21 protein-coding genes and 1 pseudogene are annotated in these 26,220 nt (G+C 70.3%); 10 read left to right on the top strand and 12 right to left on the bottom strand.

From position 1 onward, the window contains the following. The 3 genes and pseudogenes from ABZ434_RS32345 to ABZ434_RS32355 form a co-directional block, all read left to right on the top strand. Positions 1-258, top strand: a pseudogene (locus ABZ434_RS32345) (6-phospho-beta-glucosidase); the annotation flags it as partial. Then, positions 249-1,304 carry a BadF/BadG/BcrA/BcrD ATPase family protein gene (locus tag ABZ434_RS32350; RefSeq protein ID WP_359144329.1) on the top strand — a complete coding sequence of 352 codons (1,056 nt, stop codon included), beginning with the start codon at positions 249-251 and terminating at the stop codon, positions 1,302-1,304. The pseudogene ABZ434_RS32345 and the gene ABZ434_RS32350, both read left to right, overlap by 10 nt. Before the next feature lie 409 nt (positions 1,305-1,713). Then, a complete protein-coding gene (locus ABZ434_RS32355; RefSeq protein ID WP_359144332.1) occupies positions 1,714-2,244 on the top strand; it encodes a GNAT family N-acetyltransferase in 531 nt (176 codons plus the stop codon). A gap of 16 nt (positions 2,245-2,260) precedes the next feature. Here ABZ434_RS32355 and ABZ434_RS32360 read toward each other — a convergent pair whose 3' ends face one another. The 8 genes from ABZ434_RS32360 to ABZ434_RS32395 form a co-directional block, all read right to left on the bottom strand. Next, positions 2,261-2,530: a hypothetical protein gene (locus ABZ434_RS32360; RefSeq protein WP_359144335.1), complete on the bottom strand. Its 270-nt coding sequence runs from the start codon at positions 2,528-2,530 to the stop codon at positions 2,261-2,263. Continuing rightward, positions 2,527-3,282, bottom strand: a complete 756-nt coding sequence (locus ABZ434_RS32365; RefSeq protein ID WP_359144338.1) for an SDR family oxidoreductase — start codon at positions 3,280-3,282, stop codon at positions 2,527-2,529. The genes ABZ434_RS32360 and ABZ434_RS32365 overlap by 4 nt, the downstream gene beginning before the upstream one ends. Then, positions 3,279-4,250 carry a fumarylacetoacetate hydrolase family protein gene (locus ABZ434_RS32370; RefSeq protein WP_359144340.1) on the bottom strand — a complete coding sequence of 324 codons (972 nt, stop codon included), beginning with the start codon at positions 4,248-4,250 and terminating at the stop codon, positions 3,279-3,281. The genes ABZ434_RS32365 and ABZ434_RS32370 overlap by 4 nt, the downstream gene beginning before the upstream one ends. Before the next feature lie 356 nt (positions 4,251-4,606). Next, the gene (locus tag ABZ434_RS32375; RefSeq protein WP_359144343.1) at positions 4,607-5,545 is read right to left on the bottom strand and encodes a VOC family protein; all 939 of its coding nucleotides are present in this window, start codon (positions 5,543-5,545) and stop codon (positions 4,607-4,609) included. Between the two features lie 20 nt (positions 5,546-5,565). Then, complete coding sequence (locus ABZ434_RS32380) at positions 5,566-6,564, bottom strand: amidohydrolase family protein (RefSeq protein ID WP_359144346.1); 999 nt, start codon at positions 6,562-6,564, stop codon at positions 5,566-5,568. Further along, positions 6,561-7,691 (bottom strand): FAD-dependent oxidoreductase, encoded by a 1,131-nt coding sequence (locus tag ABZ434_RS32385; protein ID WP_359144349.1) that lies wholly within the window; start codon positions 7,689-7,691, stop codon positions 6,561-6,563. The genes ABZ434_RS32380 and ABZ434_RS32385 overlap by 4 nt, the downstream gene beginning before the upstream one ends. Positions 7,692-7,714: 23 nt before the next feature. Beyond that, positions 7,715-8,677, bottom strand: coding sequence for a cyclase family protein (locus ABZ434_RS32390; protein WP_359144352.1), 963 nt, complete (start codon positions 8,675-8,677; stop codon positions 7,715-7,717). Then, the gene (locus tag ABZ434_RS32395; RefSeq protein WP_359144355.1) at positions 8,674-9,675 is read right to left on the bottom strand and encodes a fumarylacetoacetate hydrolase family protein; all 1,002 of its coding nucleotides are present in this window, start codon (positions 9,673-9,675) and stop codon (positions 8,674-8,676) included. The genes ABZ434_RS32390 and ABZ434_RS32395 overlap by 4 nt, the downstream gene beginning before the upstream one ends. 127 nt (positions 9,676-9,802) lie before the next feature. Here ABZ434_RS32395 and ABZ434_RS32400 point away from each other — a divergent pair, with 127 nt between their 5' ends. Further along, positions 9,803-10,732: a LysR family transcriptional regulator gene (locus ABZ434_RS32400; RefSeq protein WP_359144358.1), complete on the top strand. Its 930-nt coding sequence runs from the start codon at positions 9,803-9,805 to the stop codon at positions 10,730-10,732. Positions 10,733-10,936: 204 nt separating this feature from the next. Further along, entirely contained in the window at positions 10,937-11,095 is a 159-nt protein-coding gene (locus ABZ434_RS32405; protein WP_359144361.1) for a hypothetical protein, read from the top strand. 204 nt (positions 11,096-11,299) lie between these two features. On the opposite strand, the gene ABZ434_RS32410 is transcribed toward ABZ434_RS32405, so the two are convergent. Further along, positions 11,300-12,349: a LacI family DNA-binding transcriptional regulator gene (locus ABZ434_RS32410; RefSeq protein WP_359144364.1), complete on the bottom strand. Its 1,050-nt coding sequence runs from the start codon at positions 12,347-12,349 to the stop codon at positions 11,300-11,302. Positions 12,350-12,601: 252 nt separating this feature from the next. Here ABZ434_RS32410 and ABZ434_RS32415 point away from each other — a divergent pair, with 252 nt between their 5' ends. From ABZ434_RS32415 to ABZ434_RS32430, 4 genes are all read left to right on the top strand, one after another. After that, positions 12,602-13,918 (top strand): extracellular solute-binding protein, encoded by a 1,317-nt coding sequence (locus ABZ434_RS32415; RefSeq protein WP_359144367.1) that lies wholly within the window; start codon positions 12,602-12,604, stop codon positions 13,916-13,918. 107 nt (positions 13,919-14,025) lie between these two features. Next, positions 14,026-14,910 carry a sugar ABC transporter permease gene (locus ABZ434_RS32420; RefSeq protein ID WP_359144370.1) on the top strand — a complete coding sequence of 295 codons (885 nt, stop codon included), beginning with the start codon at positions 14,026-14,028 and terminating at the stop codon, positions 14,908-14,910. Between the two features lie 5 nt (positions 14,911-14,915). Next, positions 14,916-15,821 carry a carbohydrate ABC transporter permease gene (locus ABZ434_RS32425; protein WP_359144373.1) on the top strand — a complete coding sequence of 302 codons (906 nt, stop codon included), beginning with the start codon at positions 14,916-14,918 and terminating at the stop codon, positions 15,819-15,821. A 75-nt stretch (positions 15,822-15,896) separates the two neighbouring features. After that, positions 15,897-18,485 (top strand): family 78 glycoside hydrolase catalytic domain, encoded by a 2,589-nt coding sequence (locus ABZ434_RS32430; RefSeq protein ID WP_359144376.1) that lies wholly within the window; start codon positions 15,897-15,899, stop codon positions 18,483-18,485. 245 nt (positions 18,486-18,730) lie between these two features. Here ABZ434_RS32430 and ABZ434_RS32435 read toward each other — a convergent pair whose 3' ends face one another. Further along, a complete protein-coding gene (locus ABZ434_RS32435) occupies positions 18,731-19,150 on the bottom strand; it encodes an FKBP-type peptidyl-prolyl cis-trans isomerase (RefSeq protein WP_359144379.1) in 420 nt (139 codons plus the stop codon). A gap of 396 nt (positions 19,151-19,546) precedes the next feature. Here ABZ434_RS32435 and ABZ434_RS32440 point away from each other — a divergent pair, with 396 nt between their 5' ends. Next, complete coding sequence (locus ABZ434_RS32440; protein WP_359144382.1) at positions 19,547-22,471, top strand: AAA family ATPase; 2,925 nt, start codon at positions 19,547-19,549, stop codon at positions 22,469-22,471. A gap of 218 nt (positions 22,472-22,689) precedes the next feature. Here ABZ434_RS32440 and ABZ434_RS32445 read toward each other — a convergent pair whose 3' ends face one another. Next, on the bottom strand, positions 22,690-23,172 hold the full coding sequence (locus ABZ434_RS32445) for a hypothetical protein (protein WP_359144385.1): 483 nt from the start codon (positions 23,170-23,172) through the stop codon (positions 22,690-22,692). Positions 23,173-23,361: 189 nt separating this feature from the next. Further along, on the bottom strand, positions 23,362-26,220 hold the full coding sequence (locus ABZ434_RS32450) for an NHLP bacteriocin export ABC transporter permease/ATPase subunit (protein WP_359144388.1): 2,859 nt from the start codon (positions 26,218-26,220) through the stop codon (positions 23,362-23,364).

Consider the following 26,220-nt stretch of genomic DNA (forward strand, 5'->3'; position numbering starts at 1 on the left):
GTGATCGAGGTACAGGCCAAGGTCGACAGGACGGGCGCGACCCCGCTCGCCGTGCCGGAACTGGACCCGCTGTACGCCGGTCTGATCGCCAACGTAACGGCGTACGAGGACCTGGCCCTGGACGCCGCGCTGCGCGGCGGCCGCGACCGGGTGTTCAAGGCGCTGCTCGCACACCCCCTGATCGGCCAGTTCGAGTACGCCGAAGCACTCACCGACAAGCTGGTCGCGCACAACCGGGAGCACCTCGCGTGGGCGTGACCGCTTCCCTCCTCGCCATCGACGCGGGGAACAGCAAGACGGACGTCGCCGTCGTGGCCGTTGACGGCACAGTTCTCGGAGCGGCCCGGGGCGGCGGCTTCCAGCCGCCCCGGGTGGGCGTCGAACCGGCAGTGGACGTTCTCGCCGAAGCGGTCGAGGAGGCACTCGCGGCGGCGGGCGCCGCCGGCGTCGAGCATGTCTCCGCGTGCCTCGCCAACGCTGATCTTCCTGTCGAGGAGGCGCAGTTGGCGGAAGCCATCCAGCGCAGGGGCTGGGCCCGGAGCGTCGATGTACGCAACGACACCTTCGCGGTGCTGCGTGCCGGCCTGACGGAGGATGCCGAGCCGCGGGGTGTGGCCGTGGTGTGCGGCGCCGGGATCAACTGCGCGGGCATGCTGCCCGACGGCCGGACCGCGCGCTTCCCCGCCATCGGCCGTCTCTCCGGGGACTGGGGAGGCGGCGGCGGCCTGGCCGAGGAGGCGTTGTGGTTCGCCGCACGTGCCGAGGACGGCCGCGGTGAGCCCACCGCGCTGATGCGGACGCTGCCCGCGCACTTCGGGCTTCCGTCCATGTACGCGCTGATCGAAGCCCTGCATCTTGCTCACCTCGCACCCCACCGCAGGCACGAGCTGACGCCGGTGCTCTTCGCTACGGCCGCGGACGGGGACCGGGTCGCGCGTGCCGTGGTGGACCGGATGGCGGACGAGGTCGTGGCGATGTCGACCGTCGCCCTCACCCGCCTCGGCCTGCTCACGGAGAAGGTGCCGGTACTCCTGGGCGGCAGCGTCCTGGCGGCCCGCCACGCACGGTTGGACGGTCGCATCCGTACCTTGCTGGCGCAGCGGGCTCCGCAGGCCGAGGTGCGGGTGGTCGCCGAACGGCCCGTGCTGGGAGCGGTGCTGCTGGGGCTCGACGCATCGGGCGCGGAACCGGAGGCGTACGCCCGCTCCAGGGCCCACTACGGGACGACCACCAAAGTCGCGGACCCCCTGCACGCCTCGCACCGCTTCGACCACGGAGGCCGGGCCGCCGCCACACCGGGGTAGCGCCGTCAGCAGCGCCGGCTCGTCTCGTCTCGGCCGGTACCGACCCGACTGGGTGGCCTGGGGACGGAACCAGGATGGAGCTACCGGCTCCTCGGCCATGAGCAGCTTCGCCCGGTGTCCCGGCCGTCCTTGCGGATCGGCGGTGCACGGGACCTCGGGCAGGGAGCTGATGCCGAAGTCCTCTCGGTGGGGGAACGCCACTGCGGCGTCCGCCCCCGGCGTCCGTACCAGCGCACCGTTGACCAGCATGACGTCGGCGCGCGCTGGTCAGGGGGAGGGAGCACTCGATCAGCAATTCGGCATCGTCGGGTCCGGCGCCGAGCAGCGCCGGACCGGAGTGTGGTCACGCGCGATGCCCGGCGGAGATATTCGCTGGCTGCCGCTTGTCGATGGTGGTCATACTGCCGCGATGGATCCAGTAATTCTCGAGACCGAACGTCTGGCGCTGCGGGCCTTCACTCCTGCCGACGTGGATGCGGTGTACGAAGCCTGCCAGGACCAGGACATTCAGTTCTACACGCCGGTGCCGGTGCCGTATCGGCGTGCGGACGCGGAGCAGCTCGTCGGCGAGAAGCTGCCCGCTCAGTGGGCCGAGGACAGGGACTACACCCTCGGCGCGTTCCGCAAGGACACCGGCGCCCTGGTCGGCTCGTACTGCCTGACCCTCATCAGCCGCGGCGTCTGGGAGCTCGGTTACTGGGCGGTCAAGGAACAGCGCGGACGCGGGTACTCGGTGGAGGCCGCGCGGGCACTGTGCGACTGGGGTTGGGCCACCCTCGACGTGCACCGCATCGAGTGGTGGGCCATGGCGGGGAACACCGGCTCGCGTGCTGTCGCCGAGAAACTCGGCTTCACCGTCGAGGGGACACTGCGCAATCGCAGCATCGCCAACGACGGCAAGCCGCATGACTGGTGGGTGGGCGGACTGCTGAGGCCCTGATGTCCGGTCCGGTGCTTCACCGGCCGCGACTGCTCTGCTGCGGGGACGTTTCCAGCTCGGACAGTTCCCGCGGAAGCGCCGCACCCAGGTAGGAGACGCCCTGCGACGTCACACCACTGTCGGCACCGTTCTCGTGCTCGATCAGCGCGCGACCGGTGATCTCGCCGAGACCAATCGTGTCCCACCGACCCGCACGCCACGCCTTGTGCGGCCCGAGGGCAATCCCGCGGCAGCCGAGGGGGCGTCCCGCCCCCTGCCAGCTTCTTCTTCCGACGAGCCCCTTCATGCGCCGCGGTCCGGCCGCAGCGCGTCGGAGACGGACTTCACGCCGCCGTGCGCGGTCATGCCGCCGTCCACCGGAATCTCGGCGCCGCTGATGAAGGACGACTCGTCCGACAGCAGGAAGACGACGAGCGGGGCGACTTCGTCGACGCTTCCCGTGCGGCCGAGTGGAGTCTCGTGGATGTTGGCCTCCCGGAAGGCGGGAGCGGCCGATGCGGTCATCCCGGTCTCGATGTAGCCGGGGTGGATGGTGTTGACGCGGATGCCGCGTGGGCCGAGTTCCAGGGCAGCCGTCTTCGACAGGCCGCGCAGCGCCCACTTGCTGGTCGTGTACGCGACCGGGTAGTGGGCGGTGAGGGCCGCCGACGAGCCGACGTTCACTATGGAGGAGCCGGTGGGCATCAGCGGAGTCACGTGCTGGATACCGAGCAGCGGACCGGTGACGTTGACCGCGAGGACCCGCGCCATGTCCTCGGGCCGCACCTCGCCGACACGGGCCCGCCAGGTGATGCCGGCGTTGTTCACCAGGCCGTGCACCTGGCCGTATCTTTCGCGCAGTTCGGCGGCAAGCTCGGCCCAGTCCTGCTCACTGCTGACGTCGAGCCGGCGACAGCCGGGTGCGTCCGACACATCGGTGGCGATCACGCGGGCGCCCTCCCGGGTGAGGGCCGCGGCCTCGGCGGCGCCCTGACCGCGGGCCGCGCCCGTGACGACGACGACCTTGCCCGCGAGCCTCTTCGGGTACCCCTCGTTCACGGCCGCTGCCGATCGCGACGCCGGCCGACCGGCAGGGAGAGGGGCGCCGCGCCGGGCACGACCGTACTGGTCAGGGTGCCGATCCCTTCGACGGTGAGGCTCACCGTGTCGCCCGGCTTCAACGGGGGCGGTGTCTGTTCGCCGCGCACGCCCCACAGTTCGGCGAGGCAGCCGCCGTTGCCGCACGTCCCGGAGCCCAGGACATCACCCGGCACGACCCGGGTGCCGCGCGAGGCGTAGGCCGCCATCTCCTCGAAGGTCCAGCTCATGTTGGACAGCAGGTCCCTGCCGACCACCTCCCCGTTCACCTCGGCGGTCAGCGCGAGGCGAAGCAGCCCCTCGGCGTCCCGGTACGGTTCCAGTTCGTCGGCGGTGACGAGGTAGGGGCCGAGCGTGGTGGCGGTGTCCTTGCCCTTGCAGGGGCCGAGGCCGACCTTCATCTCCGCGGACTGGAGGTCGCGTGCGGACCAGTCGTTGAAGACGGTGTAGCCGACGATGTGGTCGCGGGCCCGCTCGGGGGTGAGGTCGCGTCCCTCGCGGCCGATCACTGCGCCCACCTCGAGTTCGAAGTCGAGCACCGACGAGCCGGGAGGCATCGGAACCACGTCGTGCGGGCCGTGGACGGCGTGCGGGTTGGTGAAGTAGAAGGTCGGCGCCGCATACCACTGCTCGGGAACGCCGGCGACGCCGTCGACGGCGCGGCGGACCCCTTCGACGTGCTCCTCGAACGTCACGAAGTCCCTTATGGATGAGGGCTGCAGAGGAGGAAGCAGCCGTACCTGGGAGACGTGTGGCCCGGGCGGTACGTCCAGGGCAGTCGCACCGGCGGCGAGCAGTCCCGGCAGCCCGTCGGCCTCCTTGAGGAGAGCCGTGAGCGAGGTGACGCCGGGCAGGGGGAAAAGGGTGCCGTCCTCCTCCACCACGGCTACTCGGTGGCGATGTCGGTGCTCGTAGCTGGCGAAACGCATGTGCGGCTCCTGGAGGGGGCGGGGCGGGCGAGGGGAATGCGCGTCGGGTCGTGGTCCACGGTGATGCGCTGTCGTAGCCGGCCAGGCGGGCGGGCGGTGACCCGGTCTACGTGAAGGGTCGAGAACTGTGCGGGATCGGCCGGGGCCCAGCGGTCGATGGCCCCTGCGGCAGTGTGTACCCGCCCGTCTCGGGCACCTCGGTATGCGCTTGGCACACGTGCCCGAGACAGACGGAGCGGCGATGCCCTGCTTCTCGAACCATGCCGCGAGGCTCTACGGGCGAACGCCGGGGACGCGGCTCAGTGAGCAGGGCGTGGACGCGGCTGCCGCGCCCCCGGGTCCGACGGCCGTCCGGCCTAGACCGGCGGGGCGATGAAGACGCCGCGGTCCGGGTCGTTGAAGGACTCCTTGGCGACGAGTTCGTTCATCGCGTTGGCGGTGCCCCATTGATCGGTGACTTCGGGCCGGGAGAAGTCGTAGACGTGCGGGTGCCAGGTGTCCTCGTCGAGGTTCTCCAGCTCCGTCGTGTATTCGACGGTGTTGCCGTGCGGGTCGAGGAAGTACGTGAAGGTGTTGTCGCCCGCCATGTGCCGGCCGGGGCCCCAGATCTTCCTGAAGCCGGCGCGCATGACCCGGCCGGAGCCGCGCATGTACTCGTCGATGCCGCGCATCTCGAAGGAGACGTGGTGCAGTGCGGTGTGCGGGCCCTGGGCGATGGCCATGGAGTGGTGCTGGTTGCTGATCCGCATGAAGTGCATGACCTCGCCCATGTGCGGGGAACTGAGCGTGTCGGAGAGCGCGAAGCCGAGGTGGCGCTCGTACCACTCCCGGGTGCGGTTGAGGTCGGGGGAGTTGAGGACGACGTGGGACAGCTTGACCGGGATCGCCTCCTTCTCCTCGATCTTCCTGTGCTGCCGGACCTCGACGTCGGCGGAGACCTCGATGGTGCGCCCGTCGACGTCGAAGAAGCGGAATCCGTATCCGCCGCCCGGGGTGTCCACCTTTCCGGGCCGGCTGATCAGCTCCACGCCGCCGGCCAGCAGCCGTTCGGCGAGGGCGTCCACGTCGGCGGGGTTCGCGGCGCCGTACGAGACGAGGTCGAGGCGCTTCTCCTCGGCCCGGCGCAGCCGTACGACGTACTGCTCGGGCGAACCCTCGGCGGCCAGGAACGAGATCCCGGCGTCCTCGGCGACCTTGGTCAGGCCCCAGACGCCGGCGTAGAAGTCGAGTTGCTTGTCGTAGTCGGGCACGGCGAGGTCGACGTGCCGCAGATGGGTGAGCAGGCGTGCGTTCATGGTGTTCCTCCTCGTTGAGGTCAGGCGAGTCGCAGGAGGGTGGCGGCGTTGCCGCCGCGTACCGCGTCGAAGTCGCTCTCGGACAGCCCCGCTGCGCGCAGCGCGCCGACCGGATCTTCGGTCCCCATGTCGAAGGGGAAGTCCGAACCGAGCATGACCCGGTCCGCCCCCGCGACCTCGATCAGTGAGCCCAGCACCCGAGCGTCGTGGACGAGGGAGTCGAAGTGGATCCGCTTGAGGTAACTGCTGGGCAGGTGCGCGCACCCGGCGCCTGCGTCGGAGCGTGCCGACCAGGCGTGGTCGGAGCGGCCGATGTGGGTGGGGAGGTAACCGCCGCCGTGGGCGGCGATCAGCTTCAGGCCGGGGTGCCTGTCCAGGACCCCGGAGAAGATCAGGTGGGAGAGGGCGACGGCGTTCTCGGTGGGCTGCCCGACCGTGTTGGACAGGTACCACCGGTCCAGGCGCTCGTCGAGCGTGCACCCGAAGGGATGCAGGAAGAGGACCGCACCCGTCTCCTGGGCCCGTGACCAGAACGGTTCGTACGCCGGGTCGGACAGCTCCCGCCCCGGTGCGTGGCTGGAGATCTCCACGCCGGCCAGTCCATGGTCGAGGGCATGGTCGAGGGCGCGCATCATGAGATCCGGGTGCTGGAGGGGTACGAGGCCCAGCCCGCGCAGGCGGCCCGGCGCCTGGGCGCAGTGTGCGGCGGTGGCCTCGTTGGCGAGCCGGCAGACCTTCTCGGCCGTGTCGCGGTCGGCCCAGTAGTGGTAGTGCGAGGGGGAGGGGCTGACCAGCTGGACGTCGACACCCTGGGCCTCCATCGCCGCGAGGCGTGCGGAGACGTCGGTCATTCTCGGGATGCGCGCGCGGACCATCGGACCGCTGACGGCAAGGGCGTCGGGTCCGTTGCGCCGGGCGTCGAGCGCCCTGGCCTCGGCGTGTCCGGGCATACCGCTGACGAGTGCATCGATTTCGGGGAGCAGGACGTGGGCGTGCACGTCCACGGTCGGGGCGGTCACGGCAGCTCCCGGAGCATCGTCATGGTGCGGCCCATCAGACCGGGCACGTCGGCGTCGCGGACACCGTCGAGCTGCCACTGCCCGATCTGCACGGACGCCTCCACGACCGGCCGGACGCGGGTGATGCGTCGCTCGTAGTACGCCTGGAGCAGGGTGTCGTCCCAGGTGTCGGAGCCGGTCAGCATCTGGGCGAGCACCCAGGCGTCCTCCAGGGACAGCGCCGCGCCCTGGGCCAGGGTGGGCGGGCAGCAGTGCGCGGCGTCGCCGATGACCACGATGCGGCCGCGGTGCCAGGAGCCTTCGACGAGCATGCGGTCGAACCAGGTGTAGTTGACCTGCGCGGGGTCGGTGATGTGCTCCGTGATCTCCGGCCAGAATCCGCCGTACGCGGAGGTCAGGCGGCGCATCTCGTCGGCGTAGGACTCCGGCGGGATGGACGCCCGGTCGCGGTTGGCCTCGACGACGTACGCGTAGAGCGTGGTGTCGCTGGTGGGGCAGTAGCCGGCGATGTAGGCCGGGCCGCCGTAGGCGAGATCGGTGCGGGTGAGACCCGCCGGGCGCGGGGCGGCGATGCGCCAGATGGCCATGCCGGTCGGCTCCGGCTTCGCGGTGATGCCGATCGCGGCGCGGGTGGCGGAACCGAGGCCGTCGGCGGCGACCACCAGGCCGTAGTGGCCCTCGGAGCCGTCGCTGAAGCGCACGGTGACGCCGTCGTCGTCCTGGTCGAAGCCGGTGGCCGTGACGCCCAGGCGCACCTCGGCCCCGCTGGCGCGGACGGCTTCGATGAGGATCTGCTGCAACTGGGGGCGCTGCATCCCGACGGTGGCCGGCAGGTCGTCGCCACCGCTGCGGATGTCGTCCTGCGCGTGCAGGACGGTGCCGTCGGGAGCGGTGATGCCCACCGAACCGAAACCGAAGCCGGATGCCCGCACCTGCTCCCACACGCCCAGTTCACGCAGCACACGCAGGGCGTTGCCCTGGAGCGTGATGCCGGAACCCGCCGTGGCGTTCCAGTCGTGTTTCACTTCGATCAGGTCCACGTCGAGCCCGGCGCGGTGCAGCAGGACGGTGAGGGCGTTGCCGGCCGCGCCGCCGCCGATCACCAGGACCGTACGGTCGTTTCTCATGGGGAACTCCCTTGTTCCGCTGATTACTTGACGGCGATCGGGTTGACCGGGCTGCCGACGGCACCGGTGATCGGCAAAGGTGCGGCGGTGAGCCAGAAGTCGTACACGCCGTCCGTCGCGCAGTCCTCGGCGAGCGCGTCCGGGTCCCACATCTCGCCGATGAGCAGGCCCATGTTGGGGATGGCGACCTGGTGCAGGGGCTGGAAGGCGTGGTCGAACTCGTTGGGCCGGACCTCGAAGCCCCAGGTGTCGGTCGCGATCGCGGCGATCTCCGTGCGGTGCAGCCAGCCGGCCGCGGTGAAGGACAGGCCGGGAGCCGGTCCGCCGGCGTACTCGCCCCAGCTGTCGCGGCGCACCCGGGCCAGCTGTCCGGTACGAACCAGCACGATGTCGCCCCGGCCCACGCTCACGCCCTGGGCGTCTGCCGTGGCCGTCAGGTGCTCAGCGGTGATCGCGAACCCGTCGGGCAGTTCACCGTTCTCGCCGACGGCCCGGCCGACGTCGAGGAGCACTCCGCGTCCTGCGACGTGCGGGGCCATGTGCTCGATGCCGGTGACCAGGTCGCCTTCGGAGGTGACGACCTTCTCCGCCGGGCGTCCGTTCCACGCCTTGCCGTGATCGAAGATGTGGCCGAGCCCGTCCCACTGGGTGGAGCACTGCAGAGGCATCGCGATGACGTCGTCTGCGCCACCGATGCCGTGCGGGAAGCCCTGCCCGGTGAGGACGGCGTCGGTGCCGGTGTCGAGCATCGTGTGCACGGGGTTGGTGCGCCGGCGCCAGCCCTTCTGCGGGCCGTCCATGTCGAAGCGCTGGGAGAGGGAGAAGCTGACACCCCGCCTGATCAGGGCGGCGCCTTCGCGGCGCTTGGCCTCGTCGAGGAAGTTCAGGGTGCCGAGCACATCGTCCTCGCCCCAGCGGCCCCAGTTGCCGTACGCCTTGGCGGCCTCGGCGATCGCGCCCTCGGGGTCGGTGCGGTCGAGTGTCACGATGTCTCCTCCGCGACGCAGCGGGTGCGCTGGACGCCGAGCCCGGTGACCGTGCCCTCCATGACGTCCCCGTCGCGCAGCAGCCGGCCCCAGTGCATGCCGTTCCCGGCCGGACTGCCCGTCAGCACCACGTCGCCGGGGAGGAGTCGCGCGGTCTGCGAGATGTACGCCACCACACGCGCGACGTCGAAGATCATGTCCTTGGTGGACTCGTTCTGCATGGTCTCGCCGTTCAGCTTCAGCGTCACCTGCAGGTCGTCCGGGTCGGCGACCGACGCGGCGGGCACGATCCAGGGGCCGAGCGGGGTGAAGCCGGGGGCGTTCTTGCTGCGCAGCCAGTCCGTGCCGATCTGCGGCATGTCCCGGCGGAAGACCGTGGTGCGATCGGTGAGGTCGTTGGCGATGGTGTAACCGGCGACGTAGTCCAGGGCCTCCCCGACGGCCAACCGGTAGGCGGGCCGCCCGATGACAGCGGCCAACTCCAGCTCCCAGTCCGGCTTCTCGGCCCACGGGGGCAGCACCACGTCGTCGTACGGGCCGGTGATCGCGCTCGGCAGCCCGATGAACACGTACGGCAGGTCCTCGGCCGCCCGGCGGTCCATGATCTCCGCCGCCTCCGCGCGCCGCTCCTCCTCGGAACGGTCGTCGTCCGGGGCGCGGTGCGCGACGTGCAGGTCGATGACGTGCTGCCGGTAGTTCGCCCCCGACTGGAAGACCTGGCGGGGCTCGACAGGAGCGTGCACCCGGAAGTCCGCCAGCGGCATTCGCTGCTGTCCGCCCTCCTCGGCCAGTGCTTCCAGCCGGGGGAGGGCGGCCTCCCAGCTCTCAAGAAGGCTCCGGACGGCCAGCCTGTCGTCGCCGAATGCGGCTCGCAGGTCGACCACCTCGGCGTCGGGGGTGACGAGAGCGGGGAACGAGGGTCCGTCCGGGGCCGACAGCGTGGCGAGGGCGAACCGTCCGGCGAAGAGCGCGGACGCGGGTGCGGGTTTCACAGACATGTCCTCCTGATTGCGATGTGACTAATCTGAACCTGCCATCCGCAATCATGGAAATCGATTCTATGGATCACAGTCATCCATGGTGTTTATTCACCCTGGTCGGCGTCGTATCGCAAAAGGAAAGCCCGTGAACCTGTCCCGTCTGGACCTCAACCTCGTCGTCGCGCTGCGTTCCCTGCTGGAAGAGCGCAACGTCACGCGCGCCGGACAGCGCGTCGGGCTCAGCCAGCCGGCCATGAGTGCCGCCCTGGCCCGACTGCGCCGTCACTTCGACGACGACCTGCTCGCCCGGGTCGGCGGCCACTACGAACTCACAGCGCTCGGACAGGTCCTCCTCGACCGCACGGCGACCGCGTACGACGTACTGGAGCGCCTGTTCGCCAGTCAGGCCGACTTCGACCCGGTGAGCGAGAGCCGCGAGTTCAAGCTGATCGCCTCCGACTACGCCGTGGCCGTGTTCGGTACCGAGCTTGCCCGGGTCGTGCACGAGGAGGCTCCCGGCATCCGCCTGCGCTTCACCCAGCCCCCGACCACCGTCGTCGACGACACGGCCACACTGCTGAGCACGACCGACGGACTGCTGATGCCGCACGGAGTCGTCAGCGACTTCCCCGCCACCGACCTCTACCAGGACAGGTGGGTCTATCTCATCGCCAACGATCACCCGAGTGTGGAGGACCGGCTCACCCGCCAGGACCTGGCCCGGCTGCCATGGGTCACCTATCAGCGCACGTACGACGCCCCCGCCGTACGGCAACTCGGAATGCTCGGCGTCGAACCGCGCGTGGAAGTCTCCGTCGACAGCTTCCAGTTGCTGCCGCTGCTGGTCGCGGGCACCCGGCGCATCGCCCTGATCCAGGCCCGCCTCGCCCGCCTGATGGCGCCCCTCGCAGCCGTGCGGGTGGTGGAGCCGCCGTACGAGGCGGTGCCGCTGCAAGAGGCGATGTGGTGGCACCCGGTGCACACGCACGACGCCGCACACATCTGGCTACGGGAAACGGCGGCCCGGGTCGGCAGGCGCATGGCCGACGCGCACGACGAAGCGGCACCCTCCTGACCGGTGGCGGGAGCGGCCGACCGGAACGACGACATCCACCCGGTGGATCCGAGGCATCCGAAAATCGGATCGTGGCAGGGCTGGGCAGGCCCTCCCGGGGACCGCATAGTCGTGGCACATCCCTGTGCCCGTGCGCCGGCGTCCTGACCGACGGCTCTTTGGCCGTGCGCATCTCCCTCCCGCCTCAGCCTCTGGAGTGCCGCCATGTCCGTTGCATCCGCCACCGTGCTCGGTGGAGCTCGTGGACGGGCCGGTCGGCAGGCGCCGTTCCGGATGTACGGAATCGGGCTTCTGCTCGCCCCCGCCATGGTTCGTGTGCTGTCGGGCGCTGTCCCGCCGCACCATGTCCCCGAACAGACCTGACCACCGAGGTCACCGCGCCGGGGACGCGGACCGGCGCACGACCTCCGGCTGCGGTGCGACGTGGACAAGCCCGTGACCGGCATCGTGCGCCGTGTCATCCATGAGCAGGCGGCCGGCCTCCCGGCCCATGGTGACGACCTGCCGCCGCGCCGTGGCCGGCGGCATGAAGACGGGAGCGGTTGGGGGCAGCTGCCGGGCCATGGTTCAACGGCTCACCGCGGCTGCGGTGGTGCCGCGTTTCACGAGGCGCGGGGTCATCGTCGTCTGCATGGCCCGGTCCCGCCTGCCTTCCACGCGCTCGATGAGCATGCGGGCGGCGGTGGAGCCCATGGTGTGTCCCGCCTGATCGACGCTGGTGAGCTGAACCGGGGCCAGAGCCGCGAGAGCGGTGTTGTTGTAGCCGACGAGCGAGAGGTCCTCGGGGATGCGCAGGCCGAGTTCGTGGGCCGCGCGGTAGATGCCCAGGGCTGCTACGTCGGCGCCGGTCATGACGGCGGTCGGCCGCCGTTCGGCCGTCAGCAGGGTCATTCCGGACTTGAAGCCGCCTTCGTCGGAGTAGGCGGCGTGCAGTACCTGCGCATGCGCGGAGAGCCCGTGCCGTTCCATGGCGTCGAGGTAGCCGGCGGTCAGCACGATCTCGGGGGTGCGTTTCCACCGGTTGGACTTGGTGCCGGGGGCCGGGACCAAGGCGATGTCGCGGTGGCCGAGCGAGACCAAGTGGTCCACGACCAGGCCTGCTCCGATGTCGTCCGCGTCGACGACCGAGTCGTGTGTGCCGGAGCCGTCATGATGGCCGAGGACCACGGTGGGCGTGGACGCGGCGATATCCAGCACTTCGTCGCGCGACGTTCCCGGTGCGATGAGGATCAGGCCGTCCATCTGGCGGTCGACCATCGAGCGAATGGTCTTGGCCTGCTCCTCCGGCGAGAATCCTGCCGCGCCGATCAGCACGGTGTACTCGCTGTCGCGGAGCTCGTCCTGGATGCCGTCGAGGATGTCGGCGAAGAACGCGTTGCGTACGTTGTCCAGCAGGACGCCGATGGTGTAGGTCCGGCCCCGCATGCCGCGTGCCGCCGCGTGCGGCCGGTAGCCGAGTTCGGCGATAGCCGCCTTCACCTTCTCCTGCATCGCCGGGCTCACGCCGTAGGCACTGCGCATCACCTTGGAGACCGCGGCGGTGGACACGCCGGCATGGCGGGCGACGTCGGTGATGGTCACGCGTTTGTTCAGTCCGGGTGTCGCGGCCTGGTCCATCGTCAGCGCTCCGTGTCTCGTGATCGTGAATATAACGGTCTACATTACTGCGTCCGGATGGCGTCAAGCCCTCTGACGCTCCACACCAGTGTTACGCCGTCGTGTCTTGACGGAAACGGGGGAGCGGTGCAGGGTGTTGCCCAATCCTAGTGGAGAACGTTTTACGAACTCTCCTCGCGGCAGGCCTTCTTCGTTGCCTTCGGTGCCGCTCTTCACCCTCGTCTTCCTCTCCGTACTTCTTGGGAGTCTTCCGTGTCCCCTCGTATGCCCCGAGCCCGCCGTGCGCGCCTGAGCCTGCTTACCGCCGCAACGGCCTCACTGGCGCTGCTGGCTACCGCCTGTGGCGGCAGCGGTGGTGGTTCCTCGTCCGCGCCCAAGAACTTCACCTACCTCAGCGTCACCGAGAACACCGCGATCAAGGCAGCGCTGACCGCCTTGTCCGAGGGGGCGTGCAAGGCCGAGAACAAGGCACTGCCGCTGAAGGTGGAGACGGTCCCGCAGGCGAGCCTCGACCAGAAGCTCCAGCTCCTGGCCGGACAGGACGCCCTGCCGGTGCAGTTCGCCGCCGGCAGCGCACCCGCGCTCACGAACCAGCTGAACAAGTCCGGCAAGATCGCAGACCTGGAGCAGGAACTCAGGGACCGTGGAGTCCTGGACCAGATCGAACCGGCCGCCGTGTCGACGGTCAAGGCGCTCTACGACGGCAAGCTGGCGGTCCTGCCCTTCGAGTACAACATCGAGGGCATCTTCTACAACAAGAAGCTGTTCACCGCCAACGGCCTCTCCCAGCCCGCTACCTGGGACGATCTCGTCGCCGCTTCCGCGAAGCTCCGGAGCAAGGGCGTACAGCCCTTCTCCGCCTCCGGACAGCAGGGCTGGCCCCTCACCCGCCTCATCAGCGGCTACCTCTACCGCAGCCTGGGCCCGGACGCCCTCAAGAAGGTCGCTGAGGGGAAGGCCAAGCTGACCGACCCCGAGTACGTCAAGGCCGCCGAGGAAATAGCCGCGCTCGGCAGGAAGGGCTACTTCGGCAAGGGCCTCGGCTCCATCGACTACGACACGGCGATGAACCAGTTCCTCAACGGCAAGGCCGCCATGTTCTACATGGGCAGCTGGGCGCTGAGCAACATCTCCGACGCCGAGCAGAACAAGGTGGGCGTCGAGAACGTCGGGTTCATGCCCTTCCCCGCCGTCACCGGCGGCAAGGGCAAGATCGACCAGTACCCCTCCAACGTCGGGCTGGGTATCACCCTGGCCAAGAAGTCCTTCGACGACAGGACCGGTGACTGGACCGCCTGCATCGCGAAGAACTACGGCGCCACCGTCCTCAAGGGCCAGGGCGCGATCTCCGGCTTCAAGGTGAACGAGGAGTTCGAGGACGCCAACAAGGTGACCGCGGACGTCAGGGAGACCATCGAGGCATCCACGCAGAGCGTGCTGTGGTTCGAGGCCCTGTTCAGCACCAAGGCCACCACGGTCAGTCAGACCAACGCTGCATCGCTGGTCAGCGGCAGCATGAGCCCTCAGAAGTTCATGCAGACCGTGCAGGACGCCCTGGCCGCCAAGTGACCGGCCGGGGGCGGCCCACCGGGCCTCCTCGCACGCCCTCACCCGCGTGAGCCGCCCCCGGTCCCGTCCGGCAGGTCTCTTCAACGGAAACGAAGTGGATACCACCCATGCACCGCGTCCTCGGTGACCGCAGGGCCGTCCTGATCCTGCTCGGTCCCGCTCTCCTCGTCTACTCCCTGATCATGCTCGTCCCGATGGCGTGGTCGCTCGGTTACTCCTTCACCACGGGCAACACCGTCGACGGATTCACAGGCAACGGACTGGACAACTTCAAGCACCTGTTCACCGACGAAGCCGTCCGGGACGCCCTCTGGTTCACCCTCAAGTACGCCTTCGTCGTGACCGCCGGGCAGGTTGTCGCCGGCTACCTGCTCGCCCTGCTCTACGTCTTCTTCCTCAAGCGCGCCTCCGCGCTCGTACGCACCCTGGCCTTCTTCCCCGTCGTCCTGCCCACCGTGGCGGTCGGCCTGCTGTTCCAGAAACTGTTCCAGGTCGCGCCGCAGACCGGACCCGTCAACTCGCTGCTGAACATGTTCGGCATCGAGTCGGTCGACTGGTTCGCGAGCGCCGGGAGTGCCTTCTGGGTGCTGGTCCTCATGGACGTCTGGCGCTCCATGGGCTTCTACGCGGTCCTGCTCTTCGCCGGCTTGGTCGACATACCCGACGAGCTCCTGGAATCCGCGCGCATGGACGGTGCCTCCGGCCTGCGGCTCGTACGCCACATCGTGCTGCCCCTGTCCTTCCCCGTCCTCATGTCGTCCCTCATCTTCAGCATCAACGGAACCCTGAAAGTCTTCGACTCGATCGTCGCGCTGACCAACGGCGGCCCCGGCAGCGGCACCACCCCGCTGACCCTCTCCATGTTCCAGACATCGTTCACCTACAGCGACTACGGCTACGGCAGCACCATCGCCCTGCTGCTGACGGTCGTCTGCCTCCTGGTGACCCTCGTCGTCTTCCGCCTCTCGCGACACGACCTCACGAAGGGCTGAAACCAATGTCCCTCGACACGCACCCCCTGCCCGCCCCCGCCCGCCACAGGGCTGGCGACGTCCCGCACCGAGTTGGCCCCGGGCGCCGTTTCCCGGGTCGCACAGGGGGCAGAGTCGTCATCGCGCTGCTGCTGGTCGTCGAGATCTACCCACTGCTGTGGATGTTCCTGACCTCCCTCAAATCGAACGACGACTACCTGAACAGCTCCACGTGGAGCCTGCCGTCGACCTGGGAGTGGGGCAACTACACCGAGGCGTGGACCACGGGCAACATCGGCCTGTACATCCAGAACAGTCTGCTCGCCGTACTGCCGTCCCTCGCACTGGTCCTGCTGCTCGGCACCGCGGCCGGCTTCGCCCTGCAGATCATGGTGTGGAAAGGCCGCAGCCTGACCCTGCTGATCTTCCTGGCGGGCATCATGGTGCCGTCCCAGATGATCCTGCTGCCCCTGTTCACCGTCTACTTCCAAGCGGGCCTGTCGGGCACGCTGTGGCCGCTGATCCTCACCTACACCGGCACCGGCCTTCCGCTGACCGTCTTCATGATGGCCACCTACTACAAAACAGTGCCCCGCGAGATGTTCGAAGCGGCGGCCCTCGACGGCGCCGGCATCCTGCGCGCCTTCTGGACCATCAGCATCCCGATGGTCCGCAACGCCATCCTCACCGTCGGCCTGGTCCAGTTCTTCTTCATCTGGAACGACCTGCTCATCGCGCTGACCTTCACCAACAACCAGGACCTGCGCACCATCCAGGTCGGCCTGCTCAACTTCACCGGCGACTTCGGCGCCACACAGTACGGACCGCTGTTCGCGGCCATCTGCATCAACGTCTTCGGCACGCTCCTGATCTACCTCTTCCTGAACCAGAAGGTCATGAAGGGCCTGACCGGAGGAGCCGTCAAGGGCTGACGCCCCGGCTTCCCCCAGTACACCAGCACCCCCACGGAAGGTCTCCTCCCCCCGATGTCCCTTCAGCCTGCCCCGGTGACCTTCGAACACCTCCCCGACGGCCTGGGCGTCGGTGTCCCGGCACCGCGCCTGACCTGGACCCTGCCCCCGGGATCCGGCCACCAGGAGGCGTACGAGGTGGAACTCGTCCGCTCCGGCGGCCCGCACCGCACCGGTCGCATCGACAGTCCCGACCAGGTGCTGGTGTCGTGGCCCGGCGCACCACTGACCTCCCGCGAACGCGCCGGGGTCCGCGTCCGCGTCTGGACTCCGGACGCCGGTGAGCCGTCACCCTGGAGCGAGCCGCGCGTCGTCGAAGCCGGACTCCTGGACCCTGCCGACTGGCAGGCCGTGCCCGTGGGCGCCGCGTGGGACGAGGATCCGGAAGCGAAACGCCGCCCGGCCCGCGTCCGCAAGGACTTCCGCCTCGACCGCCCCCCGGCGCGAGCCCGCCTCTACGTCTCGGCCCACGGCCTGTACGAGGCGGAGATCAACGGTCGCCGGGTCGGCGACGAAACCCTGGCGCCCGGCTGGACCGTCTACCCTCACCGCCTTCGCTACCGCACCCACGACGTCACCGCCCACCTCGCCGCGGGCGCCAACACCATCGGCGCATGGCTCGGCGACGGCTGGTACCGCGGCAAGTACGGCTTCGACGGCGGCACCCGCAACATCTACGGCACCGACCAGGCCCTCTTCGCCCAACTGGAGGTGACGTACGACGACGGAACCACCACCGTCATAGCGACGGACCGGACATGGACCGCCGCGACCGGCCCGATCCTCACCAGCGGCCTGTACGAGGGCGAGACCTTCGACGCCCGTCTGCACGACCCCGACTGGTCCGCCCCGCACCGCGGGGCAGCCGCAGACTGGACGCCTGTGCGCACCGGCCGCCGCGACCCCGCCACCCTCGTCGCACCGATGGGCCCGCCGGTGCGCTGCACCGAGGAGATCGTCCCCGCCTCCGTCACCCGCACCACGGACGGCCGCCACCTGCTCGACTTCGGGCAGAACCTCGTGGGCCGCCTGCGCCTCACCGTGGACGGCGCGGCCGGCACGGTCATCACCCTCCGCCACGCCGAGGTGCTCCAGGACGGCGGACTGGCCACCGGCCCCCTGCGCGAGGCGTACGCCACCGACACCCTGATCCTCGCCGGGCGGGGCCCGCTCACCTGGGAGCCCCGCTTCACTCTCCACGGCTTCCGTTACGCGGACATCACCGGCTGGCCCGGCGAACTGACCCCGGACATGGTGACCGCCCGCGTCCACCACACGGACATGCGCCGCACCGGCTGGTTCGAGTGCAGCGACGCTCTCGTCAACCGCCTGCACGAGAACGTCGTCTGGAGCATGCGCGGCAACTTCGTCGACATCCCCACCGACTGCCCACAGCGTGACGAGCGCCTGGGCTGGACAGGCGACATCCAGGTCTTCGCCCCTACCGCGAGCTACCTCTACGACTGCGTCGGCATGCTCGACTCCTGGCTCACCGACGTCGGTCTCGAGCAACTCCCCGACGGAACCGTCCCCTGGTACGTGCCCGTCATCCCCGGCAAGCCGATGTGGACGCCGATCCAGCCCGGAGCCGCCTGGGGGGACGTCGCCACGCTCACCCCGTGGGCCCTCCACCAGCGATTCGGCGACATCGATCTCCTCCGCCGGCACTACCCGATGGCCAAGAGATGGGTCGACCTCATGGAACGCCTCTCAGGGCCGGACCGGCTGTGGGACACCGGCTTCCAACTGGGCGACTGGCTCGACCCCGCCGCCCCGCCCGAGGACCCGGCGGCCGGCATCACGGACCGTCACCTCGTCGCCACCGCCTACTTCGCCCACTCCGCGCGCCACCTGGGACGCGCAGCCGCGCACCTGGGAGACGACGCGAACGCCAAGAGCTACGCCGCTCTGGCCGACGAGGTGAAGGAAGCATTCCGTGGGCGGTACGTCCTGCCGTCCGGCCGGATGACCAGCGACAGTCCCACCGCCTACGCCCTGGGCATCGCCTTCGACCTGCTCACCCCCCGGCAGAGGCAGAGCGCCGGGGACCGGCTCGCCGAACTCGTCCTGGCCGACGACGCCCGCATCGCCACCGGCTTCGTCGGAACCCCGCTGATCTGCGACGCGCTCACCGACACCGGTCATCTGGACATCGCCTACCGACTGTTGCTGCAGACCGAATGCCCCTCATGGCTCTACCCCGTGACCCAGGGCGCGACCACCGTATGGGAGCGCTGGGACAGCCTGCGGCCCGACGGCAGCCTCAATCCCGGCGGAATGACCTCCTTCAACCACTACGCGCTGGGCGCCGTCGCCGACTGGCTCCACCGGGTCGTGGGCGGCATCACGGCCACGGCTCCCGGTTACCGGGAGATCACCTTCCGGCCGAGGCCCGGAGGGGGCATCACCTGGGCCCGCACCCGTCACGAAACCCCTTACGGAACCGCTTCCCTTTCCTGGGAGGTGACGGCCGCCGGCCTGACCGCCCGCTGCACAGTTCCCGCGGGCTGCCGGGCCATTGCCGAACTGCCCGGCTGCGAGCCGATCACCCTGGTCGCGGGTGAACACGTCCTCGACCCGGCCGGACTTGCCTTTCCCCTCAGCCGGGGCCGGTCAGGAACCTGACCTCCTGGCCGTCCCCTTACCCCCCGCGGCGGTGCGTCGAGCAGCCGCCCATACGCATCGGAGAGCCGCTGTGAACAGACGAGAGTTCCTCGCTTCCGCCACCTTCACCGCATTGGCCGTGAGCACGGCCCCCGTCCCTTGTGGAGGCCGAGACGAACTTCCGCAGCACGGGGCCGTCACCGCCTCCAGGCGGTGCCGCCCGCGCTGCGCGAGGCCGGGCGGAGGGCATCGGCGTGGCGTCAGGTTCAGGCCGGCCCGGTCGAGCCGGCCTTCGCTCCGGCGGGCCCGCCCACGACCGTGAGCAGGTCCACGACGAAGATCAGCGTCGAGCCCGCCGGGATCAGCGGAGAGGGCGACTGCTTGCCGTAGCCGAGACGCGGGGGAACGATGATCTCGCGCCGGCCGCCGGCCCTCATTCCCCTCACGCCCCGGTCCCAGCCCTTGATTGCCCTGCCCCCGCCCACGGCGAACTTGAACGGCTGGTCCCGCTCCCAGGAGGAGTCGAACTCCTTACCGGACGCGAACGTGACCCCTACGTAGTGAACCTGGACGACCCTGCCCGGCTGCGCCTCGGGCCCGTCCCCCACCACGAGGTCCCGGATCGTCAGCTCCGTGGGCGCGTCACCCTCCGGAACCTCGATCCTGGGCTTCGTCAGTTCACTCATCACGGTCCCCTCGCTCGCCACCGGAGCGACCCACGGCCGGCCGGATACATGGACGCTCCATGCGGCAGGCGATCACGCTACCGGTGATACGCGTGCTTCCCGGGATTTCGACGGGGAGCGGATGGTCATGACGTGGAATCAGTCGACGGGCAGACCCGGCATCGAGAGCCGTGGACGGTCCGTGAGCCGCACCCGTGCTGCTCTCCGCCGCCGCTGAGATCTCCGGGCCCCGTTATCGGGGACCTGGTGGGCACCTCCGTGTGGCCCTTGGAGCGTGTTGCCCTGACGGCTGACGAGGCGGGGTGCCACTTGGCCAGCCGCCTTCGGCGGGCGCGCAAGGGGGCGGCGTATGTGCGAACTTCGAACCTGGTGACGTTGGGCGTGGTAGACACTGTCGTGGAGTTCGGCAGAGAGATCACACAGGTGGGAGCGCCGTACGGCGCTCCCGTGCGCCACGATGCCGGGAGTCCGTTCGTCGGCCGCACGGCCGAACTGGGCCTGTTCGACGCCATGCTCGACCGGCTGGGCCAAGGGGGCCCACCCCTCGTCGACATCACCGGCGCGGCAGGGATCGGCAAGAGCCGGCTGATGGGGGAGTTCTGCAAGCGCGCCCGGCAGCGCGGGATGACGGTGCTGCGCGGCCGGGCCACGGAGTACGAGCGGCACCTCCCGTTCCAGCCGTTCTCCGATGCGTTCGCCGATCTGGACCACCGTCCGCTCGGAGTGGCACCGGCACTGCTCGACGCAGTCGCGCCGATGCTCGGCGGCCGGGGGAGCGGACCGGTCCCCCGGCCGGGAACCTCCACCACCGACCGCTTCGGTCTCCACCGGGCTTCGGCACGGCTGTTGGCCCGGCTCGGCCAGGAGGGCGGCCTGGTGGTTGCGCTCGACGACGTGCACTGGGCGGACCCCGCGTCACTGGAACTCCTGGACCACCTCGTCCGGCACCCCGTACCCGGCCCGGTCGCCCTCGTCCTCGCTCGCCGCGACCGGCAGACGCCGCCCCCGCTCACCGCCGTACTCACCCGCGGAGTCGATTCCGAAGCGGTGATCCGGATCGGTCTGGCGCCGCTCGCGGAAAAGGAATGCGTCGAAGGGCTGGCCCCCGACCTGCCGCCGGGCCGGGCCGCGCAGCTCTACACCGCCGGCGAGGGCAACCCCCTGTACTTCCTCTCCCTCGTGCACGCGCACCGCGAGGGCGCCGCGCACGGCGGGAACCTCTCCTCGGCCCTCAGCGGGCACGCCCTCGGCACGCTGCCGAGCGGCCTCGGATCCCTCCTGCTGGACGAGCTGACCCCGCTGACCCCGTCGCAGCGCCGGATCCTGGAGGCGGTCGCCGTTCTCGGCGAACACGCCGTCCCCCCGGTGATCGGCGCCTCGTGCGGCCGTCCCGACGCCGAACTCGACGAGGCCATCGACGTCCTGGTCCGGCGCGACCTCGTGCGACCGGGACCGGGCGGGCGGCTGGCGATGCGCCACCCGGTGCTCCGGAGCCTGGTGCACGAGTCGACGGCCCCCCGGCGGCGCGTCGAGATCCATCGCGCCGCTGCCGCCGAGCTGGCCCGGGCAGGCGCCGCGGCCGTCGATCAGGCCCAGCACATCGAACGGTCCGTGACTGCGTGGGACCCGCGAGCGGTCGCGATACTGACGCAAGCCGCCGAGCAGACCGCGTCGACGGCACCGACGAGCTGCGCGCACTGGCTCCAGGTCGCTCTCCGGCTGCTGCCGGACACGGCCGAACACGAGGCCGAGCGACGCGATCTGATGCTGCGCCGCGCACGCGCGCTCGGTGTTGCGGGCGGGCTGCGGCAAAGCCGGGACCTGCTGCACCAGATCATCGGCACGGCATCCCCGGACGGGCGCCACAGAACATCGGTGGTGGTGCTCTGTGCCCTGATGGAGCGGCACCTCGGAAGATACCCCGAGGCGCTCGCGCTGCTGCGCCGCGAGCTGAACCGGCAGCCGCAGCCTTCGCCGTCCGACAGGGTGGCCATCGGGCTCGAACTGAGCTCGTCCGCACCGCACAACGCCCCTTATCCGCAGATGCGGGGCGAGGTCGCGCGCACTCTCGCGGAAGCCCGCTCCCTGGGGGACGAACTCGGCGAGGCGGGGGCGCTCGCCGTCGCCGCCTTCGGTGAGGCCTACGAGGGCGAGGTGACCACGGCGGGTGCGTTCGCCGGACAGGCGGCCGGACTGATGGACGGTCTGCCCGACGACGATCTCATCGCGCTGTGCGAACCACTGGGCAGGCTGGCATGGGCGGAAGCCTTCCTGGGCCGCTTCGCCGACGCCGAACGCCATGCCGACCGGGGCCTCGGTATCGCCCGGCGCAGCGGCCAGATCTACCTCCTGCCGCTCCTGTTGCTGTGCAAGGCACACGTACGGATCCAGACCTGCCGGCTGCAGACGGCCCGGGAACTGGCGGACGAGGCCGAGGACATCGCCCGCGGCATCGGTGGTGGCGAACTGCTCGCCTTCGTCCTGGCCAACAAGGCCCAGGTGCGCGTCGCCGCGTCCGCGCCCGGCGACCCGGACGCCCTGGCGGCCGCCGAGGAGGCCGTTGCCTCCATGGGGCCGAGCGACAACTGGCGGGCGTCCATGGCCTGGTGCATGCTCGGCTACGCGGCGCTCACCGGCGGCGATCCGCATCGCGCCCGGGACGCCCTCCTCCGGGCCGGAGGCGAGGACCTGCGTGGCCTGCAGCCCTCCATGCGCCCCCTCCTGTCAGAGCTTCTCGTCACGGCGGCCCTCGCCATGGGAGACGTCGAGTCCGCGTCCGCATGGTCCGAGCGGGCCTGCGAGGAAGCCGAACAACTCGGTCTGCCCGTGCAGCGCGCCTCCGCGATGCGGAGCGCGGCACAGCTCGCACTGCACCACGGCGACCCCGCCAGGGCGGCGACGCTGCTCTCCGGGGCCGTGGCGGAGTGCGCACGGTCCGGTGCGGTGTTCTGGGAGGCGCGGTCACTGCTGCTCGCGGCGCCGGCGATGGTGGCTGCCGGCTTCGGAGCGCGTGGTGCGGCCATGTGGGAGAGGGGCCACGGGCTGGCCACCGGCGGAGGCGCAGGACTGCTGGTCGGCCTGGCAGCGATGACGCGGGCGGCCGTGCAGCCCACGTCCGCCACCTCACCGCCGTGGTTGGCCTCCTTGACGGGACGCGAACGAGAGGTCGCCCAATTGGTGGCCGAGGGCCTCACCAACCAGGCGATCGCCACCAGGCTCTATCTCAGTCCGCGTACCGTCGAGACCCACCTGTACCGGGTGTTCCGCAAGGCGGACGTCACCACCCGGGCGGCTCTCGCCGCTCTCATGGCCCGTTCCTGACACATGAGGATCCCGGTGGCCGCTCGCCTCCGGCCCACGGCGGGCGTGCCGCAGCAGCGGTCCGCCGTCGGCGCAGTCGGCTACGACCGCGGCCCGAGGCCCGGCCAAGCCGTCATTCCCGGGCCCGCGCATTCCACGCAGGGGGCATCGACACGTGCGCAGCCCCGAGCACCGCGCGGTTCCCGGCGGGGCGCGCGGACACCCTGTGCACGCGAGGGTCAAGCGGGTGCGGGCTCCTCCAACGCCACCACGACCATCACCGGGAGGTCGGTGTCCTGCTGGATCACGCCTGCGGTCAGGATCCGGCCGTCGAGGGTCCACTTCCGCACCGCGATGAACTCGTCCCTGTCCGCCTCCGTCTGTCCGGCCTCGACGAGGTGGGCGGCGAGAGAGGACTGCTCGATCGCGGGGAGGAAGTCGGCCAGCGCCTGCTCCCCCTGCTCGTAGGCGGCGTCCACGTCGTCGAAGTAGCCCGACTCGTCGACGTCACGGATCCAGACGGCGAACGAGACGACGACCGACCCACCCACGAACGTCTGGATCCAGCCCCCGACGCCGTTCCTGTCCCACGACGTCTCCACGCCGTCACGGGGCTTGCCCCCGGGCTTCCACCCCTGGGCCGAGAACTGCGCCGCCGCAACCCCGGCGTTCAGCGGGGCGACGCCCCTGAGCTCTTCCAGCATGGCGATCACTGCCGTCATGGACTCATTCCACTCATGTCACTGCCGGGCAGGTGGTACGCCTTCAGCTGCCTTGGGCATACGCCTCGGAGAGGGCCTGATCCAGTGCGCGTACAGGGAGCATTCTCGTTCGTGGAGCTGCTCCTTGTGCTCGTACCGCCGAGCGCGGTGGGATACCCGCGACCCCTCCCGCTGTCGTGGGCCGTCGACTCAGTTCATCTGACGCCGCACGAGGTCATGGAGCTGCCCCTCCGTGTCCGCGAGGAGTTCGGCGGGCGGCCCCTCCTGGACGACCCGGCCCTCCGCCATGACGATCACGCGATCGGCGTCCATGACCGTGGACAGCCGGTGCGCGATGACGATCCGGGTGGCGCGCAGGGACCTGGTGCTCTCGATCACGGTGCGCTGGGTCTCGTTGTCCAGCGCGCTCGTGGCCTCGTCGAGGAACAGGATGCGGGGGCGCCGGACGAGGGCCTGGGCGATCATCAGGCGCTGGCGCTGCCCGCCGGAGATCGCGCCGCCGCCGGAGATCATCGTGTGCAGTCCCATCGGCATACGCTTGATGTCCTCGGCCAGCCCCGCCATCGCGGCGGCCTCCCACGCCTCCTCCTGGGTGAAGGCCTCGGCTCCGCAGATGCAGTCCAGGATCGATCCGGACAGCGGCTGGGCGTTCTGCAGGACGACCCCGCACTGACGGCGCACGGCAGCCTGGTCGAGCGCGGTCAGATCCTGACCGTCGTACAGGACGTTGCCCGAGACCGGCTTGTCGAAGCCGATGAGGAGCCGCAGCAGGGTGGACTTGCCACATCCGCTCGGTCCCACGACCGCGACGAACTCACCCGGGCGCACGGTCAGCGACACGTCGTCGAGGACGACGGGGCCGTCGTCGGAGTAGCGGAAGGACACGCCCCTGGCCTCGATCCCGCCGGACAGCGCGCCCGGCCGGCTGCCGGCGCCGCGTACCTCGGGAGCCTCGTCGAGCACCGGCTTGATCTGCTCGAACATCGGCAGCACGGCCGCGGCGGACACGAACGCCCCGGTGAGCTGGGTGACGGCCGTCAGCAGCATCGTCACGGACGTGTTGAAGGTCAGGAACTCGGCGGCCGTCAGGGCGCCGCGCGCCGGGCCCGCCAGCAGAACGAACATGACCAGCGAACACACAGGCAGATAGACCGCGTTCAGGACCGTCGTCGCATTCCTGATCCGGCCCGCCCGCTTCTGCAGCTCGCGGCTCCGGGCGAACTCCGCCGCCCACGCCCCGTACGCGAAGCTCTCCGCCGCGGCGACCCGCAGCTTGGGCAGTCCCCGCAGCGTCTGGAACGCCTGGTTGTTGAGCTTGTTGCCCAGCACCACCAGACGGCGCTGCCAACGGAGCTCCCACATGCCCATGGTGAGGAACACCCCGGCGATGACCACCAGCATCGCGACGGCCGCGAGAGCCAGCGGCACACTGAACCAGAGCAGCAGGCCCAGGTTCATCGCCCCGAGCGTGCCCGCCTGCACCACGACGGGTCCGGTGCCGGACAGCACCCTGCGGATGGAGCTCACCCCCATCGCCGCGCTCGCCAGTTCTCCCGTGGAGCGCTCGGTGAAGAACTTGGCCGGCAGCCGCAGGAGCCGGTCCCAGACGGCGGGCTGGAGCGTGCTTTCGATCCGCCCCTCCATCCGCAGGATCGTGAGGTTCTGCAGCAGCATGAACGCCGCCGAGACCACGCCGGAGATGATGACGGCCAGTGACACCTGCACGATGAGGGCGTTCTGGGCGTGGGGCACGTACACGCCGAGCACCTTGCCGGTCGCGATCGGCACCAGTGACCCCAGCGCCACTGTCACCAGCCCTGCCAGCACCAGTCTGCGCAGGTCGCCCCGCGTGCCGAACAGACCGAACCTCAGCAACTGCCACTTGCCCAAGGGCTGTTCCGGCAGCGGCCGGTAGAACATCACGGCGCGCTCGTCGAACTCCTGCGCGGTGGAGCCGTCGACGCGACTGCGGCGCCCCGTCAGCGGGGTGACCGCTTCGTAGCGGCCGCGGCGCCAGAGCAGGGCGACCGGTGCTCCCGACGCGGCCCGACGGCCCACCAGCGGACCGGAGTTCTCCCGCCACCAACGTCCGTCGAGCCGCACCGCCCGGGTGCGGACGTGCGAGGCGGCCGCGACCCGCTCCACCGGGTCGGTCCGGTCGCTCACCGGCCCGCCCGTCGCGGGCTCACCGAGGACGATCCCGCTGTCCCGGGCCACCAGGCGGCAGGCCGCGTGGACGGCGTCGTCCGAGGCCCCCGTCGCAGGTGAGGAGCCCCTCCGGGACGGGCCGATCGACGTGAGCAGCGCCTGGTCGGCCTCCTTGCGGACGGCCTCGCCCGCCTTCATGCCCGCCGCGGTACGGTCCTCGTGCGCGCGCTCCAGCTGTTCGATCCAGCGGTCCAGCGCAGACAGCAGACGGTACTGCTGATTGACCATCCCCTGCCACATCGCCGCGTCGACGAGCAGGTCACCCGCGGCCTCGGCGCTGAACGCGGCGCCGTACTGCACACTCCCCGGCGACACCGGCAGCCACAGGATGTCGTCGTCGCCCACTGCCTCGTCGACGGTGGTCCGCCCGTCCAGCGGGGCCTCGAACAGCACGCGCCGGCCGCGGCCGACACCGAGCGAGAAGGCGTGCTCCAGCAGGCTCAGCGTGGCGTCCCCGGTGTCGTAACTGCTGCTGTACTGCCCCTCGTACGCCCCCTGGTCGGCGTACTCCGGCCGGTAGAGCTCACGCAGCGGTATCCGGCGCAGCGCGCATCCCTGGAGCGGCCGGCCCACCAGGGTGTGCTGCGGCCCCTCGACCGGTCCCAGTACGAGGGTTCCCGGTTCGAGCCGGCCCAGGAAGTGCCAGTGCCCCTGCCCCACCGCGTCCACCGCGAACAGGTCGAGGGCGCCGCCCACGACGAGCCACAGTACCTGCGGGCCCTCCAGCGACAGGCTACGCAGCCCGGCGCAGTCGACCGCTTCTCCGAGAGCCCCCAGTGCGCCGATGACCGGGTCCTGCCCGGGAGCCTCCGTACTCGCGAGGGGATGTACGGATGCCAT

The sequence above is a fragment of the Streptomyces sp. NPDC005761 genome (assembly GCF_040630635.1).
In the GTDB taxonomy this organism is placed as follows: domain Bacteria; phylum Actinomycetota; class Actinomycetes; order Streptomycetales; family Streptomycetaceae; genus Streptomyces.